At 66.4% G+C, this 15,133-nt stretch carries 14 protein-coding genes; 8 read left to right on the top strand and 6 right to left on the bottom strand.

Features of this window, described 5'->3' with window-relative positions:
- Nucleotides 1-114 precede the first annotated feature (114 nt).
- Nucleotides 115-687, bottom strand: a complete 573-nt coding sequence (locus ACQP2D_RS16135; protein WP_433684498.1) for a TetR/AcrR family transcriptional regulator — start codon at nt 685-687, stop codon at nt 115-117.
- Nucleotides 688-788: 101 nt separating this feature from the next.
- Between ACQP2D_RS16135 and ACQP2D_RS16130 the strand changes: the two genes are divergently transcribed.
- From ACQP2D_RS16130 to ACQP2D_RS16120, 3 genes are all read left to right on the top strand, one after another.
- Nucleotides 789-1,997, top strand: coding sequence for an FAD-dependent monooxygenase (locus tag ACQP2D_RS16130; RefSeq protein ID WP_433684497.1), 1,209 nt, complete (start codon nt 789-791; stop codon nt 1,995-1,997).
- A gap of 61 nt (nt 1,998-2,058) precedes the next feature.
- Nucleotides 2,059-3,084 (top strand): nucleoside hydrolase, encoded by a 1,026-nt coding sequence (locus ACQP2D_RS16125; RefSeq protein ID WP_433685671.1) that lies wholly within the window; start codon nt 2,059-2,061, stop codon nt 3,082-3,084.
- Complete coding sequence (locus tag ACQP2D_RS16120) at nt 3,081-3,962, top strand: amidohydrolase family protein (RefSeq protein ID WP_433684496.1); 882 nt, start codon at nt 3,081-3,083, stop codon at nt 3,960-3,962. Before ACQP2D_RS16125 ends, ACQP2D_RS16120 begins: the two co-directional genes overlap by 4 nt.
- A gap of 3 nt (nt 3,963-3,965) precedes the next feature.
- Here the strand turns inward: ACQP2D_RS16120 and ACQP2D_RS16115 are convergent, their stop codons facing one another.
- Nucleotides 3,966-4,607: an NAD(P)-dependent oxidoreductase gene (locus ACQP2D_RS16115; protein WP_433684495.1), complete on the bottom strand. Its 642-nt coding sequence runs from the start codon at nt 4,605-4,607 to the stop codon at nt 3,966-3,968.
- Nucleotides 4,608-4,724: 117 nt separating this feature from the next.
- On the opposite strand from ACQP2D_RS16115, the gene ACQP2D_RS16110 reads away from it, so the two are divergent.
- From ACQP2D_RS16110 to ACQP2D_RS16095, 4 genes are all read left to right on the top strand, one after another.
- Nucleotides 4,725-5,219 (top strand): MarR family winged helix-turn-helix transcriptional regulator, encoded by a 495-nt coding sequence (locus tag ACQP2D_RS16110; protein ID WP_433684494.1) that lies wholly within the window; start codon nt 4,725-4,727, stop codon nt 5,217-5,219.
- A 286-nt stretch (nt 5,220-5,505) separates the two neighbouring features.
- Entirely contained in the window at nt 5,506-6,384 is an 879-nt protein-coding gene (locus ACQP2D_RS16105) for an Rv0361 family membrane protein (RefSeq protein WP_433684493.1), read from the top strand.
- A 65-nt stretch (nt 6,385-6,449) separates the two neighbouring features.
- Nucleotides 6,450-7,310 (top strand): Rv0361 family membrane protein, encoded by an 861-nt coding sequence (locus ACQP2D_RS16100; protein WP_433684492.1) that lies wholly within the window; start codon nt 6,450-6,452, stop codon nt 7,308-7,310.
- A complete protein-coding gene (locus ACQP2D_RS16095; RefSeq protein ID WP_433684491.1) occupies nt 7,307-8,731 on the top strand; it encodes a neutral zinc metallopeptidase in 1,425 nt (474 codons plus the stop codon). The genes ACQP2D_RS16100 and ACQP2D_RS16095 overlap by 4 nt, the downstream gene beginning before the upstream one ends.
- Nucleotides 8,732-8,747: 16 nt before the next feature.
- On the opposite strand, the gene ACQP2D_RS16090 is transcribed toward ACQP2D_RS16095, so the two are convergent.
- Entirely contained in the window at nt 8,748-9,149 is a 402-nt protein-coding gene (locus ACQP2D_RS16090) for a nitroreductase/quinone reductase family protein (protein ID WP_433684490.1), read from the bottom strand.
- 48 nt (nt 9,150-9,197) lie between these two features.
- On the opposite strand from ACQP2D_RS16090, the gene ACQP2D_RS16085 reads away from it, so the two are divergent.
- Complete coding sequence (locus tag ACQP2D_RS16085; protein WP_433684489.1) at nt 9,198-9,794, top strand: TetR/AcrR family transcriptional regulator C-terminal ligand-binding domain-containing protein; 597 nt, start codon at nt 9,198-9,200, stop codon at nt 9,792-9,794.
- Between the two features lie 36 nt (nt 9,795-9,830).
- On the opposite strand, the gene meaB is transcribed toward ACQP2D_RS16085, so the two are convergent.
- The 3 genes from meaB to ACQP2D_RS16070 form a co-directional block, all read right to left on the bottom strand.
- The gene (gene meaB / locus ACQP2D_RS16080) at nt 9,831-10,832 is read right to left on the bottom strand and encodes a methylmalonyl Co-A mutase-associated GTPase MeaB (protein WP_433684488.1); all 1,002 of its coding nucleotides are present in this window, start codon (nt 10,830-10,832) and stop codon (nt 9,831-9,833) included.
- Nucleotides 10,833-10,923: 91 nt separating this feature from the next.
- Nucleotides 10,924-13,224 (bottom strand): methylmalonyl-CoA mutase, encoded by a 2,301-nt coding sequence (gene scpA / locus ACQP2D_RS16075; RefSeq protein WP_433684487.1) that lies wholly within the window; start codon nt 13,222-13,224, stop codon nt 10,924-10,926.
- Entirely contained in the window at nt 13,224-15,101 is a 1,878-nt protein-coding gene (locus ACQP2D_RS16070; protein ID WP_433684486.1) for a methylmalonyl-CoA mutase family protein, read from the bottom strand. The genes scpA and ACQP2D_RS16070 overlap by 1 nt, the downstream gene beginning before the upstream one ends.
- Nucleotides 15,102-15,133 lie beyond the last annotated feature (32 nt).

The raw sequence follows: 15,133 nt of genomic DNA, 5'->3' as shown, positions 1-15,133 counted from the left end.
GCGTGCACGTCACCGCGACCATTGTCGGTCTTGCTGCACTGGCACTTTCGGTGATCGCGGTGCTGCGGCTGCGGCACATCCCGGTCGGAGCGCCGTCGGATCAGTCCTGACCGGTCAGGACTCGCGAGCCAGAGCCGCGATGGCCTTGGCCAGTCGCGCGCCGTCGGGCAGATTGTTGCCACTGGTGATGGTCCGCAGGATGCCGAGCCCCTGGGTCAGTACGAAATACAGTTCGGCGATCGCCTCGGCGGTGTCCTGATCCAGATCCGGGCGGGATTCCCGCAGTGCCCGACCGAGGTCTGCGTAGGCACCGGTGAGGCTGTCGTCCATGTAGGTCTTCGACTCCGGTGTCCGCGCAACCCGGACCAGATTCTCCAGACTGGCCAGCATGCCCTCGCGGTTGTCCTCGAAGACCTGCGGCATTCCGTCCCACAACCGGGTGAACGCCGCCAGCGGCGACTGACCGGCGCCGTCGCGGATCAGCGCCTCCATCCGGTCACCGATATCGGTGCCGAGCGCCTGCGCCAGCGCCTCGGTGATCAGCCGATCCTTGGAGCCGAAGTGGTAGCCGATCGCGGCCAGGCTCACACCCGCCGCGGCGGCGATATCACGGGCGGTCGTCTTCGCCACGCCACGTTCGATGATGGCCTTACGCGCTCCCGCCAACAGGTCTTCCCGATTTCCCATGCGCTCAGCCTACACTCGGCTAAGACATTTGTACTAGACGCTCGTGCCAACTGTGTGTTAAACATTTGTCTGACACATTCGTCTGACAGATTGGCACGGACATGAGCACCACCAACACCCTCCACATCCTGATCAGTGGCGGCGGTATCGCTGGCAACGCGCTCGCGCTGCAGCTGCTGCGCGCGGGCATCCGAACCACTGTCGTCGAGCGCTCCGCCAAGCCGCGCCCCGGCGGTCAGGCCGTCGACCTGCGCGGACCGAGCCGCGAGGTCGCCGAGCGGATGGGAATCATGCCGGGCATCCGCAAGTACCAGCTCGACGAGCGCGGTATGGCCTACGTCGACGAGCACGGCCGGGAGTTCGCCCGGATGCCCGCGGACATGTTCGACGGCAAGGGGCCGGTGGCCGATATCGAGATCACCCGGGGCGATCTGAATCAGGTGCTGCTCACCGAACTCGCCAGCAGGGCAGGCGAACTCGACTACCGCTACGGCGAATGGATCGAGGCATTGCGGCAGCACGACACCGGGGTCGATGTCACCTTCGCATCGGGTCGCACCGAGTGCTTCGATCTGGTCGTCGGCGCCGACGGGGTGCATTCGGCGACCCGGCAGCTCGCCTTCGGTCCGGAGGAACGGTTCGTCACCTACCTCGGCGGGTACATGTCCTTCTTCACCATCCCGACGCCCGCCGGAACCGAGCCCGGCTGGTTCAAGATGCACACGGTGCCCAGCGCTGCGGTCGCGATTCGACCGGATGCCGATCCGGCGACCTCGAAGGCGATCATCACCGTGCGCACCGAAGCCGATCCGGCGCTGCGCCGCGACGTGGCCGCGCAGCAGCGGCTCATCCACGACGCGCTGGCCGAGGCGGGATGGCAGACGCCCGCCGTACTGGACGCGATGAGCACCACCCCGGACTTCTACTTCGACATGCTGGCCCGCGTCGATATGCCGTCGCTGTCCAACGGCCGGGTCACCCTGCTCGGCGACTCCGGCTTCTGCGGTTCCCCGATGACCGGCATGGGCACCGCGATGGCCATTGTCGGCGCGTACGTCCTGGCCGGTGAAATCGCCTCCGCCCCTGACGATCTCACGAAGGCTCTGACCCGCTACGCGGAGGTCGTCACGCCGTTCCTGGACAAGGCCAAAGAACTGCCCGGCGGTGGCATCAAGATGATGCTGCCGACCTCGCGCATCGGCACGCGAATGGCGAGGGTGACCATGCGGCTCATGACCTCGCGACTGTTCCGGCCGGTAATGATGAAGATGATGACCGACACCGACGACTACGTGCTGCCCTCCTACTGAGCCTCGCGGCGAGGCGGCGGTAGCGGCTCGCTAGGCTCGACTGGTGCGGCAAAAGATCATTATGGACGTCGATACCGGCATCGATGATTCACTCGCGCTGCTATATCTGCTCGCCTCCCCGGAGGCCGAGATCGCGGGAATCGCCGCCACCGCGGGCAATGTGCCCGCGCCACAGGTGGCGGCGAACAATCTCGCCTGGCTCGATGTGTGCCGGGCACCCGATATCGAGGTCGCGCTCGGTGCCGCGACACCGCTCGCGATCCCATTGCGCACCACCGAGGACACGCACGGTCCACAGGGCGTCGGTTATGCGGAATTGCCGGAGTCCGCTCGTTCGCTCTCGGCCCGGTCCGCGGCGCAGATGTGGGTCGATCGTGTGCGTGCGGCACCCGGCGAGATCATCGGGCTCTGCACCGGACCGCTGACCAATCTCGCACTCGCCCTTCGGCTCGAACCGCGACTGCCACTGCTGCTGCGGCGGCTGGTGATCATGGGCGGGGCCTTCAACCATCCCGGCAATACCACCCCGACCAACGAATGGAATGTGCACGTGGACCCGGAGGCGGCCAAGGAGGTCTTCGACGCCTTCTCCGCCGCCCCCGCCGATCGACGGCCCATCGTGTGCGCACTCGATATCACCGAGACCATCGAGATGCGGCCCAAACATGTGGCCCAGCTCGCCGAGCGTGCGGCCAGCCTGCCCGTCGAGATGGTTTCGGAGACCGATCCGCCGGAGGCCAGATCGGCGACGAGCAATCCCATCGTCCGCCATTTCACCGATGCGGTCCGGTTCTATTTCGATTTCCACAAACTCTACGACCAGGGCTATCTCGCGCATATGCACGACCCGTTCGCGGCGGCCGTCGCGCTGGATCCCGCACTCGCCAGCACCCGACCGGCCACGGTCGATGTCGAGCTCGCCGGCACCCTGACGCGCGCGACGACGGTGGCGGACTGGGCTGGCATGTGGGGCCGGGAACCCAACGCCGACATTGTCATAGGCACCGATCCCGATGTGTTCTTCGAGCGATTGATCACCCGGGTCGGCGACTTCGCGCGCGCGATCTATCCGGAAGGGGCGCAATGACGGGCGACGACAATACCTATCTCGCCGAGTTCCGCACCCGACTCGACCTGCCCGGAATCATCGATGTCCATACGCATTTCATGCCGGAGCAGGTAATGGCCAAGGTATGGGCGTACTTCGATTCGGCCGGTCCGCTGGTCGGCCGCGAGTGGCACATCGCCTACCGCGACGATGAACAGGTCCGATTGAAGACATTGCGCGGCTTCGGTGTTCGCGCATTCACGTCGCTGGTGTATCCGCATAAACCCGATATGGCGGCCTGGCTCAACGAATGGACCGCCGAGTTCGCTGAGCGCACCCCGGATTGCCTGCACACCGCGACGTTCTATCCCGAACATTACGCCGACAGTTACGTGGAGGCGGCCATTGAACGCGGTGCCCGGATATTCAAGGTCCACGTGCAGGTCGGCGACTTCCATCCCGGTGATCCGCTGCTGAATCCGGTGTGGGGCATGCTGGAGGATGCGCAGATACCGGTGCTGATCCACTGCGGCTCCGGTCCGGCACCCGGCGAATTCACCGGACCCGAGCCCATTGCCGGTCTGCTGCAACGGTTTCCGCGCCTGCGGCTGATCATCGCGCATATGGGTACACCCGAATACTCCGAATTCCTGGATCTGGCAGAGGAGTACCCGGGAGTGTATCTGGACACGACAATGGTGTGGACCGATTTCACCGAGGCCAACGCACCCTTCCCCACCTCCGAACACGGCAGGTTGCGCCACTTCGGTGACCGAATTATGTTCGGCAGCGACTTCCCGAATATCCCTTATTCCTACAGCCATTCGATCTACGCGCTGGAACGCCTGGATCTGGGCGACGCGTGGCTGCAACAGGTCTGCTACCGAAACGCCGCCCGCCTCTTCGGGATCCAGTAGCGCTCAGGCCCATGCGACCGTGAATCTGGTCCGGCGGTGCGCTGGCCGCTCGGCCTCATCGAGCAGCGCTACCGCGAAATCCTCCATGGAGATGGTCGAGACGCCGTCGGCGCGGATGAGCAGTTCGTCGGCGCCGACGCGGTAGTTGCCGGTGCGCTGTCCCGGTACCAGTTCGGCGGGCGGGCTCAGATACGTCCAGTCGGCGGCGGTCTCGGCGCGGCAGATGGCCAATTGATCGGCGCAGGCCTGTGCGATGGCACGCAACTCATCCGGAAAGTCCGGGCTTTCGTGCAGGGTCAGCGGATCCGCGCCGGGCACGACCAGGGTGGCCGCGCCCCCGACCACCAGCAGGCGGACGCCGGTGCGCGCCAGACCGGACAGGAGCACCGAGGTGATCGCGGGTAGTTCCTGCTCGTAACCGGGGGCGGGGCGGGTCGCGGTGATCACCAGATCTTGCCCCGCGCTGAGCGATACGACATCGTCGAGGTTCGCGGCATCTCCGGTGCGCAGCGTCGCCGCGGCGGGCACCGCACGGACCCGCCCGAGATTCCGGACCACCGCGGTGACCTCGTGCCCGCGGTCCAGCGCCTCGGCCACTACCCGACTGCCGACATCGCCCGTCGCTCCGAACACGGTGATACGCATGATGATTCGCCTTTCGTCGGGGACGGCAATTGCTTAGCTCTAAGCAACATAGCTTAGCGTTAAGCAATTCCGGATTATGAGATACCTCACCGGTGAGGTATTCGCTAGGCTGCGGACGTGACCGATCATGTCGAACGGGTGCTCGACCAATGGCGCACGCAGCGTCCCGACCTGGACGTCTCGCCGATGGCCGTACTCGGCAGGCTGACCAGACTGTCCCAGGTCGTCGGCGCGGAGCTGCGCAAAACCTTCGCCGCGCACGGGCTCGACGCCGCCTCCTTCGATGTGCTCGCCACCCTGCGCCGCAGCGATCCACCCCACCGCCTCACCCCCACCGAACTCATGCGCTCGGCCATGATCACCTCGGGCGGAGTCACCCAGCGCCTCGACCGCCTGGAGGAACGCGGCCTCATCACCCGCGCCCGCAGCGAATACGACGGGCGGGGTGTGCACGTCACGCTCACCGAAGCGGGGCGCGAACTCATCGACGCGGCACTCCCCGACCACGTCGCCACCGAGGCCCGCCTGCTCGAACCCCTGACGCCCGCGCAACGCAAGCACCTCGCATCCGCCCTGCGCACCCTGCTCGAGGCACACGGCGATTCGGTCTGACACCCAGAATCGGAGTTGCTCCAACTCGTCTTGCGGTCGAAATCGATACCACCGCAAATAAATTGCAAATCAGCGGCACTCATCCTAGATTGCCGCGCGATGACTCCGCGCACCATGATCCGTGACGCGGCCATTCTCGAATTTCGCAAACCAAGTCGGAATTGTTAACAGCCGCTATCGCTATTTGCCCGATGGTCCATCGCGCGGATTTCTAAGATTGCTGCCCGTTAACAGTGGGCATCCGAACGCAGATTTAGTGACAACGGTCACAAACGGGAGGAAAGGTATGTCCGAGTCCGAGAACAATTCACAAGCCCCCGGCGGGCCCGCTGACGGTCCACCGCAGCAGGGCGCGCCAACGGACCGGTCGACGCCGAGCCGCCGTGGTCGCCGGGCTGTTGTGATCGGTGCCGTATCACTGCTGGTATTGGGGGGTGTCGGGGCGGGGGCATACTTCCCGGTTCGGGCGCATCTGGACCGGCCGACCGCGGAGGATCACGTACGGGCAGCCGTCCGATCCGCCACGGACGCACTGCAGGACGGCGATATCGGGCGGCTGCGATCCGCTTTCTGTGCAGAGTATTCGGAGCAGCTGGCGCAATTCTCGCCCGGCCAGTTTGCCGCATTGACGCGATTGGACAACAGCAAGAATGGTAGATACACGATCGATGCGTTCGACACCGTCGAGGTTTCGGGTGATCGCGCACGCGCCACGGTATCCGGACATGTGGATCGCGGTGATATCGGCGTGCAGCACACCAGCTTTGCGCTGACCCGAATCAATGACGACTGGAAACTGTGCAAGTGGCCGGAAGACGATCCCGCGACCAAAGCCAGGCAGGAGCAGGCGGCCGCCGAACAAGCCGTACGCGATGTGGTCACGAAGTTCTACGACGCGGTCGCGGACCGCGATCGTGAGCGGCTTGTCGCGCTGAGCGACGGCCCTGTCGCACAGTCCATCGCCGGCGCATCCCCGGATCAGTTCGCGCGCACCCTGCGCAGCTGGGGCACGCTCGAATCCGTCGACGAGGTCGTGATCCGCAGCGACTCGGCCAAGGTCACGGTCACCGGCAAGGACCGCGACGGCAGATACGTCGCCGAGCTGACCCTGCAGCGGATCTTCGGCGAATGGAAGTTGTCCGACTCCGCGGAGATCAGCCGATGAGCCCGCACCCCGGCGCGGACGCACCGCCGCCGCCCACCGACCTCGCAATGCCGAAAGGATCCATCATGTCGACTCCCCCCTCGCTCACGGAGCCGCCGGCGCCGATGCCGGACGTGCCCGCGAAGCCCGTTGCACGCAAACTGAGACGCTGGGCGCTCATCGCGGTGGGCAGCATTGCTGTCGTCGCGATCGCGGGCGGCGCGGCAGGCGGAAGCTACCTGCTCACCCGCCCGACGGCGTCCGGGCCGACCGCCGAAGTGCGGGTGCGCGCCGCCGTCGACAACTACTACGCCGACTGGCAGCGCGGCGATCTGACGAAGGTCCGTGCCGACGTCACCGACGACGTGGCCAAGGCCGAATTCGACGTACAGCCGAGCGCATTCGCCGACTACGTCAAGCAGGTGACGGCACAGAACGGCCGCTTCGTGGTCAATTGGTTCGACGACGTCGAGATCGACGGCGATCGCGCACGGGTCGCCGTCACCGGCCACTCGATCGGTGGCGAGCAGGCCGATATCGGCGATGAGCACCCGCGGATCGAACTGACGCTGATCGACGGAACATGGCGGATCAGCAAACTGCCCAGCGATCCCGCCGCGGAACGCAAGCGGACCCAGCTGTCGGACGAGGCCGATGTGCAACAGACGGTCCAGGCCCTTTTCGATGCGTCGGCCAGCGGTAATCTCGCTGCCGCACAACAGATTGCGGATATCAGTGCGGAGAACTTCACGGCGCTGAAGGGATTCGCGATCCGCTCCGTCGATCGGACCGTCGTCAACGACGATTCGGCGAGTATCACGGTGACCATTCAGCGGGCCGATATGACGCACCGCGTGACCTTCCTGCTCGAGCGCATCGGCGGGCGGTGGCTGATCGTGGATTCCGCCGTGCTGAACACGGTCCAGGCCGGAGGTGTGCACCGATGAACGCACGAACCTCGCGCGGGGCTCTGCTGGCGACGCTCGTCCCGGTCACTGTGCTCGCACTGGTCGCCGGGTGCGGCCATGATCCCGCCGCACCCGCGCGCGCCGGCTACGACGCGACCAAGGTCGCGGGCCTGACGGTCGCGGACGGACCCAGCGGCCTGCGCGAGCACGTGCCGCCGCCCGCGATCACGGTGGACGGCTTCACCGGCACGCCGGCTGATCGGCTGGCGGCCGATGCGGTCGCCGATGTCGAGGACTTCTGGCGCGTCCAGTACCCCAAGATATTCGGCCGCCAATTCATTCCCGTCGACCACCACGTCTCCTACGACTCCGACGATGCGGCCGCGACCGTCTGCGGCGAATCCGTTGCCGGTATGCCGAACGCCTTCTACAGCGGCGACTGCCAGCAGGGCAGACTCATCGCGTGGGACCGAGCCTTGATCTCGATGTACGCCCAGCTGGGCGAGGAGACCGTCCCTTATATTCTGGCCCACGAGTACGGACACGCGATCCAGGATCAGGCCAGGCTGGTCAACGATTCCACCACGACCATCGTGCGTGAACAGCAGGCCGATTGCTTCGCCGGGGTCTACCTGAGATCCGTCGCCGAAAACAAGTCCACCCGCTTCGCCCTCAATACAGCCGACGGGCTGAATCGGGTGATCGTCGCGGCAATGTCGTTGCGCGACGGCGACTACATCGGCACGATGCCGTTCGAACACGGAAGCGGATTCGAGCGGGCCGGTGCCCTGCAACTCGGCTTCACCGACGGCGCGGACGCCTGCAGCAGGATCGACGATGCCGAAATCGCGGCACGCCGCGGCAATCTGCCCACCATCCTCAGCTCCACCGAAACCGGCGAGCAGGAGATCACCCGGGACTCGGTGCAAGCCCAGATCGATTTCGTCACCCGGTTGTTCAAGCTGAAGGACAAGCCCAAGGTGGAATACACCGGTGCGATCCGGGGCTGCCCGGACGCGCACGAAACCACGCCGGTCTCGTACTGCCCGTCCACCAACACCATCGGTATCGACCTGCCCGGGCTGGCGAAACGCGGACGCAAGGTCGATAGCCTGGTGCCCAGTGGTGACTTCGACGCCTACGCACTGGTTGCCTCTCGCGTCCTACTCGCGGTCGAAAAGGCTTCCGGCCGATCACTTTCCGAGCAGACCACCGCACTGCACGTCGCGTGCTACACCGGCGTCTACACCGATGCCCTGGCCAGGGGCGAGCAGCCGGACAGCGTGCTGTCCCAAGGTGATGTGGACGAAGCGCTGGCCGGGCTGCTGCGGGACGGGCTGGTCGCCAGCAACGTCGACGGCCTGTCGGTGCCCAGTGGTTTCGCCCGCATCGAGGCCTACGAGCTGGGCCTGAAACACGGTCGTACGGCCTGCGACAACACCTACACCGATGCGCGGTAGGCGGTTCGGCAACTCGTCAGTCGGTCAGGTCGATGCGGATGGTCAGGAGGTTGGTGCCGAAGGCGCGGACCATGGCGCTGTTCATTCGCGGGAGGGTGGCCAGGCGGGCGATCGCGTCGTCATCGGGGAGCGGATGGGCGATGCCGTTGTGCCAGCGGCCATCGATGCGTACGCGAACGGCGGGGTCCGCGTTGATATTTCGCACGTAATCGGAGTGCTCGCCATGGTTGGAGACCATCCAGAACTGCTCCCCCTCCACCTTCCCGCCGACCGGGGTGCGCCGCGGTTCACCGGATTTGCGGCCGGTGGTTTCCAGCAGGATCTGATCGCGCATGCGCGTGGTGATCGGGTTGGCGAGGCGGCGGTGGAAGGCGCGATCGAGACGCAGCCGCCAGGAATTGTTAGCCGGTGAAGTCATGATTCGAGTGTTGTCGAGACTGCCAGTCTCGTCAAGGTAGGATCGGGCATGGCCGAAAACGCGAACACCCGAGCGCACACCGGATCCCGCCGCAATGAGGCGGCGCGCGCGGCGATTCTGGCCGCCGCCGCCGAACTCCTTGCCGAATACGGGAGTTCAGGTGTCACGGTGGACCGCATCGCCGCGCAGGCGGGCGTCGGCCGGCAGACCATCTACCGCTGGTGGCCGTCCAAGGACGCGGTCCTACTCGATGCGCTGGTCCACTCGGCCGAACAGGCCGTCGCGATTCCCGATACCGGAACCCTGCGTGACGATCTCGAAATCTTCCTGCGCGAGACCTTCGCCGCGGCGCGCACCGAACGCAACCGCCAAGCCCTGATCGCCGCGGTCATCGCCGCCCAGGACGACGCGCACCTCGAACAGGCCCTGCGCGATTTCCTGGCCCGCCGCCGAGCGGCATTGACCGGCGTCATCGAACAGAGCAGATCGCGCGGCGAGATCCCTGCCGCCGCACCGATCGAATTGGCCGTCGAACAGGCCTTCGGCGTGCTGTGGTACCGAATCCTGTTCCAACCCAACGCCCTACACGCCGAGGGTGCGGGCGCACTCGCCGGGGCGCTGACCACCCAACTCGCTGCCGTCTAGTCGGAGGCGTGCCGGATCTTCCCGAACGGCCCAAACTCAGCTATCGAAGGCCTCGAGAAGCTGTTCAGCGGCCAATGCGGCGGTCAGCGTGCCGTCGCGCACCTGCTTCTCCACTTGCGCGCGAATGGCTTTGACGTTCGGGTTCTCGGCAAGGCGGCGCAGAAGTTGATCGTGCACCATGGTCCAGGTCCAATCGACCAACTGGCGGCGACGCTTTTCAGCGAATTCGCCCGCCTCGGTGAGGATGCGGCGGTGTTCGAGCACCGTGTCCCAGAACGTGTCCAGCCCATGGCCTTCCAGCCCGCTCATGGTGAGCACCGGTGGACGCCACAGCGCGTCGTGCGGATGGATCAGGCGCAGCGCGCCGGCCAGTTCACGCGCGGCGGCCTTGGCCTCGACCTCGTGTTTGCCATCGGCCTTATTGACCGCGACCAGGTCGGCGAGTTCGAGGACGCCCTTCTTGATGCCCTGCAACTGATCTCCGGTGCGGGCCAGGGTGAGGAAGCAGAACACGTCGACCATATTCGCGACGGTCACCTCGGACTGGCCGACACCGACGGTTTCCACCAGGATCACGTCGTAGCCCGCGGCCTCGAGCAGCACGATGGTCTCGCGGGTCGCCTTGGCGACGCCGCCGAGCGTGCCCGCGGTCGGCGACGGACGGATATAGGCGTTGCGCTCCAACGACAGTCGCGCCATGCGGGTCTTGTCGCCGAGGATGGAGCCCCCGGTGCGGGTGGAGGACGGGTCGACGGCCAGCACGGCGACCCGATGCCCCTTGCCGATCAGATCCATGCCGAGGGCATCGATGAAGGTCGACTTGCCGACGCCGGGAACACCGGTGATGCCAACACGATTCGAGGTGACGGTATCGGTGGGCGGGGTCAGTTGCAGCAGCAGTTGCTGCGCGAGCTCCCGATGATCGGCCCTGGTCGATTCGACCAGGGTGATGGCCCGGGCAATGGCGGCCCGCTCCTGAGAGCGGACCGCCTGCGCGAGTGCGTCGATATCAATGACGCGCTTCGACCCGCCCGTCACCCGGCTACCCCCATCGAATCGCTGCCCGATGCTGGAAGCCCGCCCGTCGCCCGACCACCGCCCCCCATCGAATCGCTACGCGATGCTGAAATCATTCGCCGCTGCCGCCACCGATCTCGTGACCGAGTTCGCCCGCCAACTTCTTCAGCAGATCGATCGCGGCGTCCGCGATCACCGTGCCGGGCGGGAAGATCGCCGCGGCACCCGCCGCGTACAGCTCGTCGAAATCACCGGGCGGGATGACACCGCCGACGATGACCATGATGTCGGGACGCCCGACATCGGCCAGTGCCTGCCGCAAGGCGGGCACCAGCGTGAGGTGGCCGGCCGCCAGCGAGGAGACACCGACGACGTGCACGTCGTTATCGGCCGCCTGCTGCGCCACCTCTTCCGGGGTCTGGAACAGCGGGCCCACGTCGACGTCGAACCCGAGGTCGGCGAAGGCCGTCGCGATCACCTTCTGACCTCGGTCGTGTCCGTCCTGGCCCATCTTGGCGACCAGGATGCGCGGTCGACGGCCTTCCGCATCGGCGAACTCCTCGACGAGTTCGATCGCCTTGCTGATATTGGTCACCTTCCCGGCCTCGTCGCGGTACACACCGGCGAGGGTACGGATCTCGGCCTGATGGCGGCCGTACACCTTCTCCAGCGCATCGGAGATCTCGCCGACGGTGGCCTTGGCCCGCGCCGCATTGATGGCCAGCGCCAGCAGGTTGTTCTCCATGCCACCCGCTGAAGAGGCCGCCGCACGGGTCAATTCGGCCAGCGCCCGCTCGACCTCACCCGCATCGCGTTCGGCCCGAAGCCGGTTCAGCTTCTCGATCTGCTCGGCCCGCACCCGCGAATTCTCGACCTTGAGAACCTCGACCTGCTGATCCTCTTCGACCTGGTACTTGTTCACACCGATCACCGGCTGCTGGCCGGTATCGATGCGCGCCTGCGTGCGCGCGGCGGCCTCCTCGATGCGCAGCTTCGGGATGCCCTCGCCGATCGCCTGCGCCATGCCGCCGTGCGCCTCCACCTCGGCGATATGCGCGCGGGCCCGGTTGGCCAGCTGGTGGGTCAGCCATTCGACGTAATACGAACCGCCCCAGGGGTCGATCGGCCGCGTGGTGTTGGACTCCTGCTGGATCAGCAGCTGGGTATTGCGTGCGATGCGCGCGGAGAAGTCCGTCGGCAGGGCCAGTGCCTCGTCGAGGGCGTTGGTGTGCAGCGACTGGGTGTGCCCCTGGGTCGCGGCCATGGCCTCGATACAGGTGCGCGCCACATTGTTGTAGGCGTCCTGCGCGGTCAGCGACCACCCGGAGGTCTGCGAATGGGTGCGCAGCGATAGCGATTTCGCACTCTTCGGTTCGAACTTCGCGACCAGTTCGCTCCAGAGCAGCCGTCCCGCACGGAGTTTGGCGACCTCCATGAAGAAGTTCATGCCGATGGCCCAGAAGAACGACAGCCGCGGCGCGAACTTGTCGACCTCCATGCCAGCATCGATACCCGCGCGGATGTACTCGACACCGTCGGCGAGGGTGTAGGCCAGCTCCAGATCGGCGGTGGCTCCGGCCTCCTGAATGTGGTAGCCGGAGATGGAGATCGAGTTGAACTTCGGCATCTTCGCGCTGGTGTAGGCGAAGATATCGGAGATGATCCGCATCGAGGGCTTGGGCGGATAGATGTAGGTATTGCGGACCATGAACTCCTTCAGAATGTCGTTCTGAATGGTTCCGGCCAGCTGTTCCGGTGCGACGCCCTGTTCCTCGGCCGCGACGACGTACAGCGCGAGAATCGGCAGCACCGCGCCGTTCATGGTCATCGACACACTCACCTGGTCCAGCGGGATGTGGTCGAAGAGCTGACGCATGTCGAGAATGGAATCAATGGCCACACCGGCCATGCCGACATCACCCTGTACGCGCGGGTGATCGGAGTCGTAGCCGCGGTGCGTCGCCAGGTCGAAGGCGACCGAAAGGCCCTTCTGGCCCGCCTGCAAGTTGCGGCGGTAGAACGCATTCGAGTCCGCGGCGGTGGAGAAGCCCGCGTACTGGCGAATGGTCCACGGCTGGTTGACGTACATGGTCGGGTACGGACCGCGCACGAACGGGGCGATACCGGGCACGCTGTCGAGCGGATAGCCATCGGCCGCAACGGCATCGCGATCGGCCTTGGTGAAAACCGGTGGCACGTCGATGCCCTCGGGCGTCGACCACACCAGCTGTTCGGGGGTGTAGTTGTTCGCCTCGGCGGCCGCGCGCACATAGGCGTCGACCTGTGCGGCGTCCACCTCGGCGGGTTCGGCCGGACGCTCGGACAGCGGCACCTCGGCGAAACTGCCGATCCGATGTTCGAAACCGCCCGGCTCGTCGATCGGACCCGGCTTGTCGATATGACTCAGTGTCATCAGGCTCCCACCTTCTCCAGCAGGTCGGACAGTGCGGCGACCGCATCGATGCGGGCCGCGAGATAGCCGTCCGGGCGCTGTGCACCGCTCAGCTCGGCAACGGCCTTCTCCGCACCGGCCAGCAGCACCGTCTCGATTCCGGCGGCGCGCAACTGTTCGACGGCCGCGCCCGCCTGTTCGCCGTAGCGTTTGTCCGAACCACACAGTACGGCGATCGCGGCACCGGATTCCGTTGCGGCCATGCCGATTCCGGACACCTCCAGCGGACCCGGATGCACCGCTTCGATGCCGCCGGAGGCCAGCAGGTTCGCGATGAACGTCACCCGCACGTTGTGCTCGGCCACCGTGCCGAGCGGCACCAGCAGCGCACGCGGGCGCGCACCCTTGGCCGCGAGGTAGGCATCCGAGCGATTGCGCAGCGCCTCGAAGGCCGCGCCGTAGCGGGCCACCTGCCCGGCCGCCCGCGCGGCCTCCGACAGCGGCGCCTCGGCCAGATTGGGGAATTCGTTCACGCCGGTGACCGCCGTCTTGCGGTGTGCCACATCGGCATCGCGGGCCGACCGGGTGGCCGCGATGCGCTCGGCGAGCAGCCCGGAATCCAGTGCGGTCGAATATCCGCCCGCCGCCTCGATCGCCTGCATGAACTCCCATGCCTTGGCGGCGAGCGCGGCGGTGAGATCCTCCACGTACCAGGAGCCAGCACCCGGATCCTGCACATGTCCGAGATGCGACTCCTCGAGCAACAGCAGCTGGGTATTGCGCGCCATGCGGTCCGCGAACGACTTCGAGACGCCGAGTTCGCCCGGCGGCAATGCCGAATCGAAGGGCAGCACGGTCACCGTATCCGCGCCGCCGACGCCGGCGCCGAAGGCGGCGAGGGTGGTACGCAGCATATTCACCCAGGGATCGCGCTGGGTCATCATCGCCGCGGAGGTCACCGCGTGCTGGGGCGCGTCACCGAATGCGGGTGCGCCGCACACATGCGCGACGCGGGCCCATAGTTGGCGGGCGGCACGGAATTTCGCGACGGTGGCGAACTGGTCGTCGGTCGCGGCGAAACGAAACGCCATCTGGTCGAACGCATCCGCGATGTCGTGCTCAGCGGTGAGCGCGCGCAGATAGTCGAGGCCCGCGGCCACCGCGGCACCCAGTTCCTGTGCGTCCGAGGCACCCGCATTGTGAAAGACGGTGCCGTCCACCGTGATAGCGCGCACGGTTTCCGACCGCGCCACCGCCGCGCCGGCCAAGGCGATCGCCTCGGCCAGCCCGACATCGGCGGTTCCGGCGAAGCGACTGGTGAGCGGGGCCGCGCCGAGTGCCACCTGGATACCGGACCGGTCGGCCACCTGGTAGCCGTCGAGCACCGCGAAAACCTGTTGGGCCGCATCGGAAACCGCGGCACCGGCATCGAGGGTCAGCGGCGCCAGTTCGAACAGCAGTCCCGACAGCGCCGCGGGGAGTTCGGCGACCGGCACACCCCGCTCGCCGACGGCGAGCCACAGTGCGCTGATCCCGTTCTCCAGACCCGCGAGGATCTCCCGATTCGCGGTGGCTCCATCTTTCGCGTTGACGAAGGCACTCACATACCAGCCACGATGCACGTCCCTGGTGGCGTCGCGACCACGCACGAATGGATATTCGCCCGGCAGCGGCAGCTCGGCCCGCTCATCCCGGCGGGTGTACAGCGGGGCGATGGTCAGCCCGTCATAGGTCTTTTCCTCGAGCAGCTTCTCGGGCTCCTCGGGAAGCTCGGCGACCCCGACCCGGCTGGCCTTCGCCAGCACTCCGGCCACACCCTTGCGCCACGCGGCGTAGTCGGGAATGTCCGGCCGTTCCGCGGGCTCCGCGCCGGCCACCGGCTCTGAAGCAATCGGCATAGCTGCTGTTCCTCTTCTCCTCGACGCACACC

The sequence above is a fragment of the Nocardia sp. CA-119907 genome, assembly GCF_050955995.1.
Taxonomy (GTDB): domain Bacteria; phylum Actinomycetota; class Actinomycetes; order Mycobacteriales; family Mycobacteriaceae; genus Nocardia.
The sequence above is the reverse complement of the archived record's forward strand: the minus strand, read 5'-3'. Positions and strand labels throughout refer to the sequence as shown.

Bases quoted from the DNA above. Each gene is read 5' to 3' on its own strand.
- ACQP2D_RS16135 (WP_433684498.1), bottom strand. From the start codon at position 687: ATGGGAAATCGGGAAGACCTGTTGGCGGGAGCGCGTAAGGCCATCATC.
- ACQP2D_RS16130 (WP_433684497.1), top strand. From the start codon at position 789: ATGAGCACCACCAACACCCTCCACATCCTGATCAGTGGCGGCGGTATC.
- ACQP2D_RS16125 (WP_433685671.1), top strand. From the start codon at position 2,059: ATGGACGTCGATACCGGCATCGATGATTCACTCGCGCTGCTATATCTG.
- ACQP2D_RS16120 (WP_433684496.1), top strand. From the start codon at position 3,081: ATGACGGGCGACGACAATACCTATCTCGCCGAGTTCCGCACCCGACTC.
- ACQP2D_RS16115 (WP_433684495.1), bottom strand. From the start codon at position 4,607: ATGCGTATCACCGTGTTCGGAGCGACGGGCGATGTCGGCAGTCGGGTA.
- ACQP2D_RS16105 (WP_433684493.1), top strand. From the start codon at position 5,506: ATGTCCGAGTCCGAGAACAATTCACAAGCCCCCGGCGGGCCCGCTGAC.
- ACQP2D_RS16100 (WP_433684492.1), top strand. From the start codon at position 6,450: ATGTCGACTCCCCCCTCGCTCACGGAGCCGCCGGCGCCGATGCCGGAC.
- ACQP2D_RS16095 (WP_433684491.1), top strand. From the start codon at position 7,307: ATGAACGCACGAACCTCGCGCGGGGCTCTGCTGGCGACGCTCGTCCCG.
- ACQP2D_RS16090 (WP_433684490.1), bottom strand. From the start codon at position 9,149: ATGACTTCACCGGCTAACAATTCCTGGCGGCTGCGTCTCGATCGCGCC.
- ACQP2D_RS16085 (WP_433684489.1), top strand. From the start codon at position 9,198: ATGGCCGAAAACGCGAACACCCGAGCGCACACCGGATCCCGCCGCAAT.
- scpA (WP_433684487.1), bottom strand. From the start codon at position 13,224: ATGACACTGAGTCATATCGACAAGCCGGGTCCGATCGACGAGCCGGGC.
- ACQP2D_RS16070 (WP_433684486.1), bottom strand. From the start codon at position 15,101: ATGCCGATTGCTTCAGAGCCGGTGGCCGGCGCGGAGCCCGCGGAACGG.